The 16,922-nt window shown below is 66.9% G+C and carries 17 protein-coding genes; 2 read left to right on the top strand and 15 right to left on the bottom strand.

Features of this window, described 5'->3' with window-relative positions:
- Positions 1–170: 170 nt before the first annotated feature.
- Entirely contained in the window at positions 171–815 is a 645-nt protein-coding gene (locus tag NUV94_01785; protein ID MCR4391520.1) for a hypothetical protein, read from the bottom strand.
- A gap of 1 nt (position 816) precedes the next feature.
- Positions 817–1,713, bottom strand: coding sequence for a restriction endonuclease (locus NUV94_01780; GenBank protein MCR4391519.1), 897 nt, complete (start codon positions 1,711–1,713; stop codon positions 817–819).
- 220 nt (positions 1,714–1,933) lie between these two features.
- Here NUV94_01780 and NUV94_01775 point away from each other — a divergent pair, with 220 nt between their 5' ends.
- Both NUV94_01775 and NUV94_01770 read left to right on the top strand, forming a co-directional pair.
- Complete coding sequence (locus NUV94_01775; GenBank protein MCR4391518.1) at positions 1,934–2,038, top strand: transposase; 105 nt, start codon at positions 1,934–1,936, stop codon at positions 2,036–2,038.
- A 287-nt stretch (positions 2,039–2,325) separates the two neighbouring features.
- The gene (locus NUV94_01770) at positions 2,326–3,351 is read left to right on the top strand and encodes a D-cysteine desulfhydrase family protein (GenBank protein MCR4391517.1); all 1,026 of its coding nucleotides are present in this window, start codon (positions 2,326–2,328) and stop codon (positions 3,349–3,351) included.
- 69 nt (positions 3,352–3,420) lie between these two features.
- Here the strand turns inward: NUV94_01770 and NUV94_01765 are convergent, their stop codons facing one another.
- The 13 genes from NUV94_01765 to NUV94_01705 all read right to left on the bottom strand — a co-directional run bounded on the left by NUV94_01765 (position 3,421) and on the right by NUV94_01705 (position 16,922).
- A complete protein-coding gene (locus NUV94_01765; protein MCR4391516.1) occupies positions 3,421–3,714 on the bottom strand; it encodes a metal-sensitive transcriptional regulator in 294 nt (97 codons plus the stop codon).
- 79 nt (positions 3,715–3,793) lie between these two features.
- Positions 3,794–5,053: a lactate racemase domain-containing protein gene (locus tag NUV94_01760; protein MCR4391515.1), complete on the bottom strand. Its 1,260-nt coding sequence runs from the start codon at positions 5,051–5,053 to the stop codon at positions 3,794–3,796.
- The gene (gene gndA / locus NUV94_01755; protein ID MCR4391514.1) at positions 5,053–6,504 is read right to left on the bottom strand and encodes an NADP-dependent phosphogluconate dehydrogenase; all 1,452 of its coding nucleotides are present in this window, start codon (positions 6,502–6,504) and stop codon (positions 5,053–5,055) included. Before gndA ends, NUV94_01760 begins: the two co-directional genes overlap by 1 nt.
- On the bottom strand, positions 6,501–7,409 hold the full coding sequence (locus tag NUV94_01750) for an HAD family hydrolase (GenBank protein MCR4391513.1): 909 nt from the start codon (positions 7,407–7,409) through the stop codon (positions 6,501–6,503). The genes gndA and NUV94_01750 overlap by 4 nt, the downstream gene beginning before the upstream one ends.
- A gap of 25 nt (positions 7,410–7,434) precedes the next feature.
- The gene (locus NUV94_01745; GenBank protein MCR4391512.1) at positions 7,435–8,715 is read right to left on the bottom strand and encodes a diphosphate--fructose-6-phosphate 1-phosphotransferase; all 1,281 of its coding nucleotides are present in this window, start codon (positions 8,713–8,715) and stop codon (positions 7,435–7,437) included.
- Between the two features lie 94 nt (positions 8,716–8,809).
- Positions 8,810–9,616, bottom strand: coding sequence for an SDR family oxidoreductase (locus tag NUV94_01740; protein MCR4391511.1), 807 nt, complete (start codon positions 9,614–9,616; stop codon positions 8,810–8,812).
- Complete coding sequence (locus tag NUV94_01735; GenBank protein MCR4391510.1) at positions 9,609–11,027, bottom strand: tagaturonate epimerase family protein; 1,419 nt, start codon at positions 11,025–11,027, stop codon at positions 9,609–9,611. Before NUV94_01735 ends, NUV94_01740 begins: the two co-directional genes overlap by 8 nt.
- Positions 11,024–11,848, bottom strand: a complete 825-nt coding sequence (locus tag NUV94_01730; GenBank protein ID MCR4391509.1) for a sugar phosphate isomerase/epimerase — start codon at positions 11,846–11,848, stop codon at positions 11,024–11,026. Before NUV94_01730 ends, NUV94_01735 begins: the two co-directional genes overlap by 4 nt.
- Before the next feature lie 16 nt (positions 11,849–11,864).
- A complete protein-coding gene (locus tag NUV94_01725) occupies positions 11,865–12,962 on the bottom strand; it encodes a creatininase family protein (GenBank protein ID MCR4391508.1) in 1,098 nt (365 codons plus the stop codon).
- 52 nt (positions 12,963–13,014) lie between these two features.
- On the bottom strand, positions 13,015–14,175 hold the full coding sequence (locus NUV94_01720) for an alcohol dehydrogenase catalytic domain-containing protein (protein ID MCR4391507.1): 1,161 nt from the start codon (positions 14,173–14,175) through the stop codon (positions 13,015–13,017).
- Between the two features lie 46 nt (positions 14,176–14,221).
- The gene (gene iolG, locus NUV94_01715; protein MCR4391506.1) at positions 14,222–15,244 is read right to left on the bottom strand and encodes an inositol 2-dehydrogenase; all 1,023 of its coding nucleotides are present in this window, start codon (positions 15,242–15,244) and stop codon (positions 14,222–14,224) included.
- 11 nt (positions 15,245–15,255) lie between these two features.
- Complete coding sequence (locus tag NUV94_01710; GenBank protein MCR4391505.1) at positions 15,256–16,065, bottom strand: sugar phosphate isomerase/epimerase; 810 nt, start codon at positions 16,063–16,065, stop codon at positions 15,256–15,258.
- 29 nt (positions 16,066–16,094) lie between these two features.
- Entirely contained in the window at positions 16,095–16,922 is an 828-nt protein-coding gene (locus tag NUV94_01705) for a Cof-type HAD-IIB family hydrolase (GenBank protein MCR4391504.1), read from the bottom strand.

The raw sequence follows: 16,922 nt of genomic DNA, 5'->3' as shown, positions 1-16,922 counted from the left end.
GTGCGGGTCATGTGGTCGATGATGAAACAGGGACGGGACTACGAGCTAAGGGAGGTCGCATGTCCCACTTGAACATCCGAGCGGAATGTTCGCGTCCTGCAATCTAACAGGGCAAGCGGGGTAGGGTCCCGCACAAGGAAGAATCCCGGCGACGGTGGTATTGTTCGCCATCACACATTCGTCTTTCCTGCGCGTTTGAACACCACCGCGAGCAAGGCCGTCGCAAGGGGGAACGCAATTGCCCATACGGCCAGGCTTGCGAGAACCAACACGTGAAGAGGGTTGTTGCTCAGCACATAGCCGATGCCACCCAAAACAGTAAACACGGCATTGGCAACGAAGCACCCGCGGATCACACGTTCGATTCGGCCTCTGGCAAAGATGGGCAGGGCGAACAACGCGGCCAAGCCCATGAGGGTGTAGCCAATCGTTTCGAGCGACCAGAAAGCCGTATCGGGCGTGAAATCCATGGTCAGCCACGCGTAGAGGTGGGGGTTGGTGTGTACGACGGTCAATTGCAGGTAGTAGTTCCATATCAGCAAAGCCGCATACACAATGGCAAATGACAACCCGATCTGACTCAAGACCTTCTTCTCCTGGGAAGCGTAACTGTGGATGCTCGCCATAAGAACGATAAATGAGAGGGCAAGCAACAGAGAGGCACCCACAGCGACCGAACGCGTTGGGACGCCGCTTGCGCCGAGTGCGATGGCGATGTCGAAGACGATGATCCACGCGGTGGTGAAGATCGCCGACCAGAAGCCGATCTTGAGTACGATTCGGGGTGGAGCTGAAACGAGATTTGTACGTGCCACCTTATTCCTCAGTGGGAGCCAAGAAGTACACCTTGATCAAGGGCAGCATGGCTTTCCCTCTCTCGCTGAGTTTGTCGTAGTGCTCCTGCCATAGGTTGATGAGCCGGTCGAGGTCCATCGTCTCGATGTGCTTTGTGGATGCGCGTATCTCCCGCTCCACCTCGGAGCTGAACCCACCTGACGAGACGATCAACCCAATGTCGCCCTCCTTGCGAAGCAACCCTTCTAGTTCGCGGACCTCCTTGACCGTCACCCTCTGGTCCCGGTGCTTTACCTGAACCTTGATCCGGGGGGTGGTGGTCCCCAACGGATCTTTGTAGGCGACGATGTCAATCCCACCGTCCCGGCCAGGGGGAGCAACATGCGGAACGTGGTACCCCATGGCCCTGAGCAGTTCAGCAACGAGCTTCTGGAAGTCGTAAGCCCCGAGGTTGTTGATGTACTCCTCGATCTCAGCCCTGGCTTGGGCCAAAGCCTCTTCGTACGCTGCCTGTCGAACGATCTCTCCTTGTTCTTCAGCAGTGAGGTCGATGTCGGCTTCCGTCGCCTTCTCCTGGCTTGTCTTCCACGCCCGGTACGCGGCTTGGGCAGAACGGATGAACTCCTCCGGCGGAAGGTGCAGCGCCCTCTCACCATCCGCCGTCAAGTACCACTTCCCACCGGACTTTCGGATGTAACCCGCCTTGACGCAGTCAATGGAGTAGAAATGGACTATGGCTTTCCATCGGATCCAACCAGACTTTTCATAGGGTGCCTTTTCGTACGTGGAAAGGCTCAGCTTCGGCTCGACCGCCGTTAACAGGTCCCGGATCCGTGCCTCACCGCCCGCATTCCTGAGCTCCAAGAGAACGGCCTTCATCAACTGACCAACGCGTTCCAACGGAACCTTCGCAGGCATCCCCGATCACCATAGAAGTATAGCGTGCCACCATTACCTCAGGCCAAATGGTGTCCAGCAGGTGTGTGAGACCAAGCGGCTCCCTCCTGTTTCACGTAGGCCAGCCGCGGTCGTGCCTGCCAGCGAGCAGGTAGGACATGGCGATGAGGCTCCCTAGGTGGCTAGCGTTGGGTTTGTGAAGGTGGCGGGCAAGGCTCGTACGGGTAAGAAGGTGTGGTGGGTGCACCGGGAGATCGGGAGACGGTGCGGCGTGGTTGGGATGTTCCCGAACATTGCTTCCGTGCTGCGGCTGATCGGCGCCGGGAAGGAGGTGACTGCCGTCTAGATGGTCACAAACCACGGGGAACCCAATCTACACCACTTGACGGGATGTGACCCCTCAGTTGAAAATCCAATCGGAATGTTCAGACTCCGTTTCTCGATTGCGTGCGGTGGAACTCCGGACTCGATCGGGACCTGTTTCGGTTCCCGCTCTGGTCTGTGCGGGGGGAGAATTGACCGGGCTCGAACAGCACCGCCGGGCCAACCGGTCCCGCCGGCCTTGGACGTCCTGCGGGCTGGGCGAGGGTTTCGGCGCGTCCGGCACCCAGGCTAGGGCGTGAAGGAGGGGGAATGCAGATTGGGAAGGTGGAGCGGCTGCGGCTTGGGGGCTTCCCCACCCCACTTGAGGAACTCCCGAACCTCTCCCGAGTCCTCGGCGGGCCCCACATCTTCAGCAAACGGGATGATCTCAGCGGCCTAGGGCTTGGAGGAAACAAGGTCCGCAAGCTGGAGTACGCCCTGGGCGAGGCCAAGTCGATGGGGGCCACCGTGGTCATCACGAGCGGGGCCGTGCAAAGCAACCATGTCCGGCTCACGATCGCCGCCGCCAACCGTTTGGGGCTGCGTACGGTTGTGGTCCTGCGCGGCGAAAAGCCCTCGGCCCCCACCGGCAACCTCCTCCTCGACCGGATCCTCGGCCCAGCCGAGGTGCACTTTGTGGGCCCTGCCCAATACCCGACCCGGGAGGAGCTCGTCCGGGCCACCGAGGCCAAGGCCGAGGAGATCGCCGAACGCCTCCGGGCCTCGGGCGAAGTTCCCTACGTGATCCCCAATGGGTGCAAGCCGGTCCATGGGGCCCTGGCCTACGCGGGGTGCGTGCTCGAGCTCGTGGCCCAGCTCCGAGAGCTGGGCTTGGCGCCGGATGCGGTGGTCACCGCGTGCGGGACCGCAGGCACCCAGACCGGGCTCATCCTGGGATCCTCGCTCTACACTCACGGGGAGATGCGGGTGATCGGGATCAGCGTGTCTGGGGCGGCCTCTTCCCTCACCGAGCGCATCCACCGCAACCTCGAGGAGGCCCAGCAGTTCTTGGGTCTCGGAACGGAGATCCCCCGGGAGGCCATCGAGGTCCACGATGGGTATGTGGGCCCGGGGTACGGTGTGCCGACCTCGGCGATGCGGGAGGCGGTGGTCCTCCTCGCCCGGACCGAAGGGATCCTCCTCGACCCGGTGTACACCGGGAAGGCCATGGCCGGCCTCATCGACCTCGTCCAGAAGGGGCGGTTCCGGAAGGACGAGGTCGTCGTATTCCTCCACACCGGGGGGATCCCCGCCCTGTTCGCCGAGGCCCAAGCCCCCACGTTCCACGACGTTTAGTGCTGCCAAGGGGCCGTCTCCCCAGGGGCGTCGGTGGCCCCCTGCCCAGCGCAACACGCCGATCAGAACCTAGAAATGGCGGAGGTACTTGAGGGCCTCGAACAGCTCCTCGATCTTCTCCTCGCCATGGCCCTCCTCGATCGCGTGGCGGACGCAGTGGCGGGTGTGGGACGCGGCCAGGGCCCGGGCGGTGCGGCCCAGGATCCCCTGGACGGCGGCGATCTGCTTGAGGATGTCCACGCAGTAGGCATCCTCTTCGATCATCTTCCCGATCCCCGCGAGATGCCCTTCCGCGGTGCGGACCTGGCGCAGGAGCTGGCCCTTGAGCATCGGCTCTTCGTGCAGACTCCCGATCCGTTCCATCGCCTCTACATCCACCCCACCTGGGGTGGGTCTAGTATAACCAGCACTGCTCCCAGGTCAACCTTGCGGGGCAGAGGGTTCAGAGCCGGTCGATATCGGGCACTGTACCGTCGGCGAGCCGCCACAGCATCTCTCCGGCGTTGGGCACCGCCAAGACCCCTTCTTTCTCCCGGCCCATGAACGCCTCGGGCCGGATGGACGCGGGGTCCTGGTACCCCAGGTTGATCCGACGGCACACGTTTTCCGGGATCCCCGTGGCCAGGACGACCTCGATCCGGGGCCGTTCCACCCCGCCCCGGTACGTGCCGATCCCCTTGACGTGGGTGGAGTGGGCGAGCACGGCCCACGGGACGTCCCTGTACTTATCCCACTGGGCGAGGAAGTAGTCGCGGGTGTGGTAGCCCACCGTGAGGATCCACTCCCCATGGGTCACTGATACCTCGTGCAGGTGAGGGGCGTAGATGATGAGGGCTCCCCCATCCTCGACTACCGGCTCCAGCTTGTACATGCATTTGCCGGCCGTCCACAGCTCCCGGTACATCGCCGGGGCCATGGACAGCACGGTGGAATAGGCCCGATCGGCCCACACGATGTTCACCTCGGCGGAGAGCGCGGCCGCCGCCGCCCATGCGCCCTTCACCTCGCCGACGAACAACCCCACGAGGCTTTGGCCGCGCATGACGAGCGAGATCCCGGCGCGCGGGGTGGGCACCAGGGCCGCGGCCCGCTCGATCAGCGCCCGCACCGGGGTGTCGCGATGGCCGTTCACCTTGGGGTTGGTGATGAGCGCCCCCAGCCAGTGGGAGGCGTGGAGCATATCCGGCCCGGCGATCCCGGGGAAGAAGTACTTGTGCCCGCCGGAGAACCCGACCACCTCGTGGGGAAACACCGGTCCCAAGATGATCAGAAAGTCGTGCTCCAGCACCGCGCGGTTGACGCGTACCGGCACCTCCTCCCGCAGGAGGCCTCCCGAGATCTCCGCCATCTCCTCCCGGGCGATGGTCCCGACCTGGGCCAGCGCCGCCGGGTCGTCCCACCGATGCTGGAGGATCTGGACGCCAGGGAAATCGTGGAGTCGGGGCCCAAGGTGGCGGGCGAGCTCGGCTTCGGTCAAGGGCGGGTGGGTCCCCAGGGCGATGAGGAACGAGAGCGTCCGGGCCTGGGGGGCATAGGCCTCGGCGATCGTCTCGAACGCGGCCGGCATGGGCAGGGTGCGGGTGTGGTCGGGGATGATCACGAGCACGCGTTTTGCGCGGACGTTGAACCCGGCCAAGGCCTCGCCCAGCTTCTCGCGGAACTCCCGGTCGGCGATGGGGCGACCGGGGGCGAAGGAGAACATCACCCAGCCTCCCCTTGGGTTTTGCCCCCAGAAGCATCACGGCTTCTGGGGGACCCCCATTCGGTGTGGAACGTCCCTGGGCGGTCCACCCGCTCGTAGGTGTGGGCGCCGAACCAGTCCCGCTGGGCTTGGATCAAGTTGGCCGGGAGCCGCCCGGTGCGGTAGGCGTCCACGAACTCCAGGGCCGAGCTCATGGCTGGAGTGGGGATCCCGTGCCGGTGGGCTTCGGCCACGATCCGCCTGAGGGAGGTGTGGTGGTCGTGCCACCGCGACCGGAACGGCTCGGCCAGGAACAGGATGGGCAGGTCTGGCTGCGCCGTGAGCGCTTGGCGGATGGGCACGAGCAGTTTCGCACGGATGATGCACCCCGCCATCCACACCCGGGCCACCTCGGCGAGATCGAGGCCGTAGCCCCGCTCCTGGGAGGCGTCCCTGAGCTGCCTCAGGCCCTGGGCATAGGCGGAAACAGCGGTCAGGTACACCGCGTGGTGGAGATCGGCGAGGAACCCGGCGCGGTCGGCCGCCAGATGCGGCTCGGGCCCGGGGATGAGCTTCTCAGCGTGGGCACGCTCGTCCTTCAGCGCGGATACGATCCGGGCGAACACGGCGGCGGCGATGGTCGGCGCCGGTGCGCCGATGTCCAGCGCCGACTGCGTGGACCACTTCCCGGTCCCCTTCTGCTGAGCGGTATCCTTGATCAGCTCTACCAGGGGGGCGCCCGTCTCGGGGTCGCAGGTGCGGAGGATGCCCTCGGTGATCTCCAGGAGATACGAGCCGAGCTCCCCCCGGTTCCATTCCCCGAAGAGGTCGGCCATCTCGTGGGGGGACATCCCGAGCCCGCGCTTCATGAGGTCGTAGGCCTCGGCCAGGGTTTGCATGATCGCGTATTCAATTCCGTTATGAACCATTTTCACGTAGTGCCCCGCGGAGCCCGGGCCGAAGTACCCGCAGCATGGGCCTTCCGGCCCCTGGGCGGCGATCTTGGTCAGGATCCCTTTCACCCGTGCGTAGCCTTCCAGGTGGCCGCCGGCCATGATCGCCGGGCCATGGAGGGCCCCGGCCTCGCCCCCGGAGATCCCGACCCCGAGGTACAGGAGGCCCCGGTCCTCGGCGAGCTTCAAACGCCGGTCCGTGTCGTCGTAATGGGAGTTACCCCCGTCCATCACCAGGTCCCCGGGGGCGAGTAGAGGGAAAAGCTCGGCGAGCACGTCATCCACCGGGGAGCCGGCCTTGACCATCACCAGGATCGCCCGCGGCCGTTCAAGGGTGGCCACGAACTCCTGAAGCGTATAGGCGGGCACCACCTTCCGGCCTTGCGTCCGCTCCGCAAATGCCTTGGTCCGGTCGGCGGTGCGGTTGTACACCGCCACCGGGTGGCCCTTGCTCTCTACGTTCAGGGCCAGGTTCTGCCCCATCACCGCGAGGCCAATCACACCGAGGTTCGCCTTCATCCCTCCACCTCCCACGGCGGCCGCTCCGGCAGCGCCCGCTCGAATCGCCCGATCAGCTCCCGCTCGTACTCGCCAGCGTAGCTCCCCGCGAAGAACCTCTCCAGGGCCTCCCGATAGAAGCGCTCCCAGGCGGCCTCCTCCTCCCCCGGGACGACGGGGTAAAAGAGGACGCCGTTGGCTTGCGCCGCCTCGAGGTCCCCGGGGGCATCCCCCACCATGAGCACGTGGTCCTTGGGGTAGTGGCGGGCGGTGGCCGCGACCTGCTCGGCTTTCGTCCCCATCTCCTGGCCGCAGATGAGGGACGCGTAGCGGTCGATCCCGTGCTCGGCCCACTCCCGCTCCAACGCCTCCAGGGGGGTCTGGGAGACCACCACCACGTCCGCCTTCCCCGAAAGCCCCTCCATCAGGGACTCCCGCACGAAGGGGAACGGGGGGATGCCCCGCACGATCTCCTTGATGGCCCAGTTCACCCGCTCGGACCACTCGAGCACGTGCTCAAGCTCCCTTCTTTCCTCCTCCGATTTCGCCTGCGCGATCGCCTTCCTCAGGCCGTCGTTTGAGAGGGAGCTTCCCGGGTCGTCTACCCAGGCGAAGTAGTGGGGGTACTGGGGCACTTCGAACCCCCGTCGCCGCACCTGGGGGTGGGAGGGGAGGAGCTCGGTGAGGATGCGCTTGATGGTGATGTGGCGGTTGGCCCCCCGGGTCCTGGAGAAGAGGTCCGCGAACTCCTTGCACTCCCGGGCGGCCTGGGCCACGGGCTGAAGGCCGAAGTACGCGACCATCCAAGGGCAGAAGCACTCCCGTTGCTTGATTCCCATGGTGTCGAACACGCAGCCGTCGGAGTCGATGCACACCAGGAACCCGTGCCGCGGCGTGAATTCCTCAAGCTTTGCCCTGTAGTCCATCGTCACCTCCCGCGTGACGGGTATTTCATCCTCCCTCCCGATGGGCGGCAGGGGTGTAGTCCGGGAGCACCTTTTCGGCGAAGATCGGCCGCAGGCGCGCAAACCTGAGCCGGCCGTCCACGATCGGTACCGAGACCAGGTCCTCCCCCAAAAGCGGCCAGGCGTAGCGGACGAAGTCGTCGGTGACGTCGGCCCGCTCGCGGTCGACCCAGGCCGCGGGGAAGGGCCGATCCCTCCCCGCCACCTCCGCGAGGGGGACGGCCCCGTACTCCGCCCGGTAGATGTTCCCCGGGGCCCGCAGGATGGTGGCCATGACCCCGCTTTTCCCCTCGGCGGCGAGAAGCACGGCCTTCCGCCCCACCTGGTGGGCCTCCGTGAGGTCCACGGGCGAGGCGTAGAGGATGGCGTCGCGCTGCTCGGTCCCGGGGAGCTGGCCCCGGGCCGGAAGGCCCACGTCGTTCAGGTGGTTCACCAGGAGCTGGGCCACGGTGGCGCGGGAGGAGGAGAAGGCGGCATGGCCGAAGGCATCGCGACGCTCCCCGAGCTCGGCGAGCTTGAGCCCCTCGGAGACCACCACGATGGCCCGCCCCTCCCGGCGGACCGTGTCGGCCACGAGGCCTGCGAGCTCCTCCAGGGTGGGGTTCATCTCCGGGAGGAAGATGAGGAGGGGGATTTCCCGTTCGGGGTCGGCCAGGCGCGCCGCCGCCGGGATGTAGCCCACCCGCCGGCCCATGGCCTGGACCACCAGCACCGGGTCGGCCGGGGCCGAGCCCCGGTTCTCCTCTTCCAGGCACTGGACCGTCCACGCCCAGTAGCGGGCCACGGACCCGTAGCCCGGGGTGTGGTCTACAAGCTCGAACTCCTCGTCGCCGAGGTCGTTGTCGATCGTCTTGGGGACGCCCACCACGGTGAGCTCGTAGCCCGTCCCCTCGGCGGCCTGGGCCACCTTGAGGCACACCTCTTGCGTATCGTTCCCCCCGATCCCGAAGAAGTAGCCCACCTGGTGGGCGCGGAACACCTCGATGGTCCGCGCCAGGTCCTCCTCGCGTGTGAGCTTGTAGCGGGCGGTGCCGATGGCCCCGGCGGCCGGGGTGGTCCTGAGGAGGGCGATCTCCTCCTCTGCTTGGGCGGAAAGGTCGAGAAGCTCCTCCTTGAGGACCCCCAGGATCCCGTGCCGGGCCCCGTACACGGTCCCGAAACGCCCCGGGAAGGAGAGGCAGGTTTCCACGATCCCACGGAGGGCGCTGTTGATCACCGGGGTGGGTCCCCCGCCCATGGCCACCACCACGTTCCTCGCCTTACTCATCCCTGCCTCCGCGGTGAATGCTCGCGACTGATCGAGGCTTTTGCAAACCTTTTCTTCAACCCCATCACGGATCACCGATCACGCATCACGGATTTCACACGCCGGAGTAGGCGGAGAAGCCGCCGTCGATGGGCAGGACCACCCCGGTGACGAAGCTCGCTTCCGGGGAAAGGAGCCACCGTACCGCTCCCACCAGGTCCGCGGGCTCGCCAAACCGGCCCATCGGGGTGTGGGCGATGATCTCCCTCCCCCGCTCGGTGAGCTCGCCACGCTCGTCCACAAGGAGAAAACGGTTCTGCTCGGTGAGGAAGAACCCGGGGGCGATCCCCACGACCCGGATCCGGGGCGAGTACTCCTGGGCCATGTGCACCGCGAGCCACTGGGTGAAGTTGGCCACCGCGGCCTTCGCCGCGGAGTAGGCGGGGATGCGGGTCAGCGGGCGCAGGGCGTTCATGGACACGATGTTCAGGATCACCCCTTCCCCCTGGTCGGCCATGACCTTCCCGAAGGCCTGGGAGGCGAGGAACGTCCCCATGAAGTTGAGGTCGAGCACGAACCGCACCCCGTCCTCGGGGAGGGTGAAGAACGGCTGCTCAGGGCTGGTGGTGGCCTTGGGGTGATTGCCCCCTGCCCCGTTCAGGAGGAAGTCCACCCGGCCGAACGCGGACAGGGCCTTCTCCGCCGCCCGCTCCAGATCGGCGCGAGAAAGCACGTTCGCCTTGACGGAAAGGCCGTTCCCCCCCGCCCGACGCACGGCGGCCAACGTGGCCTGGGCCTTGTCCTCGGCCAGGTCCAAGATCACCGCGTTCACCCCATCGCGGGCGAGCCCGACGGCGATGGCCGAACACAGCACCCCACCACCGCCGGTGATCACCGCCACCTTACCGGAAAGGTTAGCCATCGTCCTTCACCTCCAGGAGCTCAAGGTGCCGGCCCAGGTGCTGGGCCAGCGCCTCGTAGTGTTCCTCTTCGTGCTCGGAAAGCACACGGCGCAGCTCCTCCCCGAGGGGGCTCTTGAGTACGGAGCCGAACGCCACGTGCAGCACCTGCCGGGCATCGTCCTGGGCGAGGAGCTCGAGCAGCCGCGCATCGGGGAGCGTTTCCAAAACGGGCAGGCGCCGGAGGTCGGCCGACAGGTGGTAGCTCTTCCGATCCTCAGGGAACCGGTCCAGGGACAACCGCACGATCTTCCGGAACAGGGGCGGGGCAAACCGGGCTGCGACCTCGAGTGCGACGAGGTAGCTCGTTCCTGCGGTCTTCACGTGCCAGAGCCCGTCGGCCTCCTCGGCCAGGATCGGGTAGAGAGAGAACTTGTCGGATCCCGAGTGCAGGCTTAGCCGGTAGGGCCCGAACGCCCGGGCGATGGCCACATGGGCCCGGAGTTCCCGCCGGAAGTGCGCCGGATCCCCACGCCAGTCCACCGCCTTCTCCATCGCCCCGGGGAACCGGGGGGCGAGGCTGGCCAGTGCCACGTCGTGCCGCCTGAGCTCCAGGGCGATGAACAGGTGCTCCAGGGGCGTGGTCGGGGTCTCCGTCTCGTCCACGGAGAGCTCGAAGTCGAACCCTTGGGGGAGGCGGGCGACGAGCGCCCGGTACATCTCGACGGCGAAGGCTACGGCTCCACCGTGCTTCACCGCCGCCCGGGCCAGGTCCTCTTCCGTGAACCGGAGCGTTCTCCCTCCATCCAGGATGAACTCCCGGCCCAGGTACTCCCGACACAGCCGATCGGCATCCGGCAAGGACCGGAACCGCTTCGCCACCTCGGCCAAAGGGAGCCGCTCCACGGCCACCACGTGGTCCGAGGGGTCGCAGGTGAAGAACGTGTAGCCGAGGTCGGCACCGTGGAGGGCGTCCTCGACCTCCTTTAAGTGATCGGCGTCGGCGCCGAACCCGCCCTGGTAGCCCTCCTGGAAGGCGCCGAAGATGGCATGGACCAGGACGTCCTCGAACGTGCGTCCGGTGCGGGCGTTCTCCCGCACCGATTGCTGGGCCAGCGCGGGGAATACCTTGGCCCCCCGGAGGGCGCGGATGTGGCCGGGTGTGGCCAGGCCGAGGCGGTCGCCGAACCCGAAGCCCGGGCCGGAGGAGACCCGCTGTGGGGAGAGCCAGGGGAAGACCTTGGTCAAAGCCCGGGCGTTCGCGAACGAAACTGGGCACAGGACCCCACCCGAGGGCAAGGGGTCCCCGGCAAATCCGGGGACGGGCGACGATAGAAACAGCCGTCTCCCATCCGGTCCCCGCACCAACGCGAACACGGTTTGCCCCACGGTGTGCACGGAAGCCGGATAGACCTCGTGCTGGTTCGGGATCATCGGCTCCCTTCCCACATGGACCTTAGCCAACCCATGGCCTGGAAGGGCGCCCCTGCCGTCGGCCGGGGTAGACACTCCAGGATCAGGCTCCCCCGGTAGCCGATCCGGACCAAGGCATCCCGCACCTCGCCCCACTCGAGGTGGCCATGACCAGGGGGCCAGCGGTTGGAGTCGGCGAGGTGGACGTGGAACAGGCGATCACCGGCGCGGCGAAACGCCTCCCCGATCTTGGGCTCCTCGATGTTGGCGTGAAACGTGTCCACGAGGAGGCCCACGTTCTCAGCCCCGACCCGTTCCATGACCGAGAGGCCCTCGGCCACGGTGTTCACGAGACGCGATTCATAGCGGTTGAGCGGCTCCAGGGCGAGCCTCACGGTACGATCGGCTCGGGCGCACTCGCGCAGGGATTCCACGAGGAGTCCTGGGTCCCCGTCCACCCCGCGGAGGAGCCCCACGATCACGACCGCCTGGAAGGGGGCCGCGAGCCGCATGTGGGCCTGGATTCGCTCCACCGCTCGACGGCGGACAGCGTCGTCCGGCGCGGCCAGGGAGAGGGACTCCTTTCCCGCGGCCTGGCCGGTGGTGAGGGAGGCGAGACGAAGGCCGGCACGTTCGAGGGCCTCTGCCACGTGTGCCGCGTCCAACCGGGTCGGGTCGGTGACAGCCAATTCCACCGCCTCGCATCCGTGCTCACCCACCCGGGCCAGGGCGTCCGTCCACTCCCCGGGGGCAAACGGGGAGAACGGCGTCGGGTCCTGGACCGGGACGATCAACCCAAGCGGCCACCTACCGAACTTGCCCTCGCCTATCACACGGATCACGGTTTACGGATCACGGTCAAAACCCCCGCCTGGGAAGGGCGTACACCGGCTTCCACCCTGGGCTCCCGGGCTCCTTGAGGTACGGCTCCATCTCCTCTCGGGTGCGGAGGGTCACCTTCTCCACCGGCGGGACCGTCCCGGGCGGGAACGCCTCGAGGATCTGGTCGATCACCAGGGTGAGGTAGGAGAGGATCGCGGCGATGGGGCGCTTGGCCTTGCGGGCCGTAGCCCGGGTGGGATCGCCCACCACCCCCTGCGGGGTGGCCGCGACCTCGATGGCGATGTGTCCCTCCCCCTCCGACCACTTGTGCGGCCGGCGATGGGCATCCACCGCCGTGTCAAAATGCCCTCCGGGAAGGAGGTTCAGCCCCTCCGTCTTCTCGGCCAGGGCCATGTCCACCATCCCCGGGGGGAACATGAGGAGGGCCACGGAGGTCTCCGCCTCGTCGGCGTGCACGAAGTGGGTCTCCAACGAGCCCGGGCGATCCACGGGGAAGAAGAACTCCCGTACTGCACGGTGCCAGTCCAGCACCTGGAACACGCCGGGGAGCTGGTAGCGGTACATGAACTCGTGCAACGCCGACTCCAGGACCCACAGCTGGCCGTGGTTGTTGACGATGAGTTGCTTCCTGAACCCATCGTTCCATAGCCCGAGCATGACGTTGACCAGGGTCTCCCGGACCACGTCCTCGGGCATGATCACCGTCCCGGGCATGCCCACATGGTGGTAGGGATGGGCACCGTAGTTGAGCGGGGGCAGGGCCAAGGCCACCGGCCGGCCCTTCTTCTCCGTATAGCGCCGCACGGCCTCGCAGATCTGGGTGACCATGAACGTGTCCAGGCCGGACACCGTGTGGCGGCCGTGGTTCTCGGTGCAGCCCACCGGGATGAGGACGATGTCGTTCTTCTTCCTCGCTTCGATGACCTTGGCCCGCACCGTGGTCTGGATGTAGGAGCCGGGTTTCCCGAGCTCCGGCGCGGAGGGGACGCCGTATTCGGAGAGGATCCGGTCGATCTCCGCCTCGGATGCGTCCCACAGCTTCTTCTTCAGCCGGCCCACCTCCGTGTCCTCGAACACGATGGCGGGGTGTTCCGTGGTTATCCACATGCCCATCGCTCGCTCCTTTCCAAACGTCGCACATGAAGTGCGACGCTACGAACACTCGTCACGGCTTGATGACGATCTTCCCGTCCTGTCGCTTGGTGGCCTGTTTCAGGGCGTCCAGGGCCTTCGTGAGCGGGAAACGGGAGGTGATGATCTTGGAGTTGTCCACGAGCCCTGCCCCCATCAGGCGGATGACGGACGGGAAGATGCCGTAGCCGGAGTGGCCCTGGGCCCCGAAGAGCTTGGCCTTGCGGGTCTGGAAGCGCTCGAGGTACATGGGCACCCGCTGGGCGGCCCGGCCCACCACCGCGATCTTCCCCCCGATGGCCAGGGTCTTCTCCATCTCCGGGATCGTCTCCTCCGGTGCCCCGGCCGCCTCCACCGCGAAATCGGCGCCTTCGCCGTGGGTGAGCTCCATCACCACCTCGGACGGGGCGACCCTGGTCGGGTTGTACACGTGATCAGCACCGACCGCCTCGGCCAACTTCCGCCGCACCTCGGATACGTCGAAGGCGATGACCTTGGCCGCCCCGGCTCCTTTGGCGAGCTGGATCGCGGCGAGGCCGATCGGCCCGGCACCGTGGATGACCACGTACGCCCCAGGCCGGAACCCGCCGGCGCACTCGAAGATCGTGTTGTAGGCGACACAGGTCGGCTCGGTGGTCGCCGCCACCTCCCAGGCCAGGTCCTCGCTTGCGTACCGGTCGAAGATCGCGTCCACCTTCCAGCACAGCTTCGCCGGGACCACGATGTACTCGGCCATCGCCCCGGGGATGGTGAACCCGATCTCCTCGAGGTTCAGGCACTGGTTAGGGTAGCCATCCCGGCATGGGCGGCAGTACCCGCACCACACCATCTCCTCCACCGTGACCCTGTCCCCGACTTTAAAGGTTTTGCCCTCCGGTCCTGGGCCGATCCCCACGATCTCGCCGGCGAACTCGTGGCCGATCGTGGTGGGGAACTTGGTGAGGCCGGGGTACAGCATGTAGTCGTCTTGATCCGTCTCGTAGAAATGCACGTCCGAGCCGCACACCCCGCATGCCCGCACCCGCAGGAGCACCTCCCCTGGGCCGGGTTTGGGCTGCTCCACTTCCTTGAGTTCGAGCTTGGGGTGCCGCCAAACCTGAGCTCCCTCGACCGCCTTGCCCGTCTTCTTCTCGAACTCCGAGACCGTGTACCCCGGCCTCGGTTCCCACTTCGCCGTGAGCACCAACGCTTTCATCGTTGCCCCCTTTCGCAAACGTTTGTAAGCGGCCGATTATACCCTCTCACCCTCCCCGGGCCACTTCCTCCAGGCGCACAGGGCGGTGTTCCTCCAGGGAACGCTTGGCGGCGTAGGCCATGACCACCGGGATCTTCCCGTCCTCACCCGTAACCGGCGGCTCCTTGTCCTCGAGGACGGCGGCGGTGAACGCCCGGGCTTCCCAAACGAAGGATTCCGTGTACCGGTCCATGAAGAAGTGGAAGATCCGCGTCGCGTGGTCCCCCTGGGCATCGCTCTGCACGGCCGTATCCAGCCGGGGGTTGTCCACGCGGATCATCCCCCGTTCCCCGAACACCTCCACCCGTTGGTCGTACCCGTACACGGCCCGGCGGGAGTTGTCGATGACCCCGATCGCGCCGGACGCGAACCGGAGCGTGACGGCCGCCGTGTCCACGTCCCCGAGCTCGCCGATCCGCTTGTCCACGAGCACGGATCCCAGGGCGTAGACCTCGATCACCTCGTCGCCCACCATGAACCGGGCCATGTCGAAGTCGTGGATGGTCATGTCCAAAAAGATCCCGCCCGAGGTCCTCACGTACTCAGGGGGTGGGGGTTCAGGGTCGCGGCTGGTGATGCGCAGGATGTGGGGCCGGCCGATCGCCCCTTGGGCCACAAGCTCCCTCGCCCGGGTGAAGTTCGGGTCGAACCGGCGGTTGAACCCGACTTGAAGCTTGACTCCGGCCCGCTTCACCGTGGCCAGAGCACGGTCGATCGCCCCGAGGTCCAGGGCGATCGGCTTCTCGCAGAAGATGTGCTTCCCGGCCTCGGCCGCGGCCTCGATCAAGGGGGCGTGGGTGTCGGTGCTCGTGCAGATGAACACCGCGTCCACCGTGCGGTCATCCAGGATCGGCCGGGGATCCCCGTAAGCCCGGGGAATGCCCAGTTCGGCCGCGCACCTTTCGGCGGCCTCCCGCCGCACGTCGGCGATGGCCACCACCTCCGCCTCGGGTACGCGGCGGATCAGATTCTCCGCGTGGACTTTCCCGATCCGTCCGGCACCGAGGATCCCGATCTTGACCTGTGCCATGGTTGCCTCCTTCAGAGTTGCCAACCCGCTTGGGCGAGGACCTGCCGCGCCCGGCGGTGCGCGTCGCGGGCCACCGCGTACGGGTCCTGTTCCCCGTACTTGGGGTGGAACACCTCCACCGACACCGGCCCCCGGTAGCCGGTGCGATGGATCGCAGTCAGGATGTCCACGAGCGGGAGCCCGCCCTCTCCGGGGAGCACCCGGTCCTCATCCCGGAGTTCCTCCACCGCTTTGCCCGCGGTGATGGCGTCGGAGAGGTGAACGAGCCCGATGGCCGCTTTGGGGAGCCGGGCGATCTCTCCAGGGGAGGTCCGGCTCACCGCGAGGTGGAACGTGTCGAGCACGAGCGGCACGCCGGCTGCGGAAGCGAGGTCGTAGGCCTGGTCGAGGGAGGGGAACGCGAAGGTTGGAAACCCGATGAGCTCGTAGAGCACCGAAACGTGGTGCTGGGTTGCTTGGGTCTTGAGCCAAGCGAGTTCGGCGTGTGCAGCACTCTCGGCTATCCGAGCAGAACCGGGTACGAGGATGACCTGAGGCACACGGAACCTAGCGGCGAGGGAGAATACCGCTGTGGCCTGGCTCGGTAACGTTGGTCCGTCTAGGGCGAACACGCCTTCCAGGGCGTTCAAGGGAAGCCAGGTCAGCCCAATCTCGGCCACTGCGGCCAGCGCCGCTTCCCGCCCACCGCGCGCCTCGCACCCTTCCAGCACCGGGGTCCGCGGCTCGTATCCGGCGAAGCCCGCATCGCGGGCAGCCCGGATCCCCGTGTCCAACGATGCGGTTGCCAGCGTCGCCCCGTTCAGCCCAAGGATCATGGTCATCCCCCTTCTTGTTTGGCCGTGTAGCCCTTTCACAGGGCCACCGATGGCCGTCTCCGGGGACGAGGATCGCCCCCCGCCATGCCAAGGATCCTTTGCAGGGATGGGATGGCGGCGATCACCACGTCGGCCTTGGCCCGGACCTCCTCGGGGGCGTGGGCCATGGCCACCCCGAGGCCGGCCCGCTCGATCATGGAGAGGTCGCTTGGCTGGTCCCCCACCGCCACCACCCGCTCAAGGGGGATCCCAAGCCGGACACACAGCCAGGCCAGGGCCTCCCCTTTGCACACCCCCGGAGGAAGGACTTCCACGTACTCCCGCTCCGACCGCACCACGGTGAGCTCGGGCACCGCCTGGCGCAACGCATCCTCGGCCTCCCCGAGCCCAAGCGGATCTCCGATGAACAGGAGCTTGAGCGGGCCTTGGTCCGCCCAAGGGGCAAGATCCCCAACGGCTTGGGCCTTACGGTTCTCCCTGGCGAGGAACGCCCGAATGGGGGGAGTGAGGTGGGCCACGTAGATCGTGGGGTCTTCCACCGCCCGGTACAGTTGGGGGTGGATGGGGAACCGCAGGGCCGCGGCCAGGGCCCGGCGGGCGAGGTCCGGGGGGATGCGGTGCTCGCGGAGGGGGGCCCCGGTCTTGGGGTCCCACACCACCGCCCCGTGGTACAGGATGACCGGGGTGGTGATGCCAAGGTCCACCACGTACCGGCGGGCGGAAGCGAGGGACCGCCCGGTGGCCAAGGTGACCCGGGCCGACCGCCCGAGCTCTTCTAAGAAGGCATGGGTGGCCACCGGCACCGCCCCATCGGGCGCAAGGAGGGTCCCATCGAGGTCGAACGCCACGAGCGCGTAGCGCAC

The organism is Candidatus Acetothermia bacterium (genome assembly GCA_024653305.1).
Lineage (GTDB): Bacteria > Bipolaricaulota > Bipolaricaulia > Bipolaricaulales > Bipolaricaulaceae > JACIWI01.
This window is presented reverse-complemented; position numbering and strand designations above follow the sequence as displayed.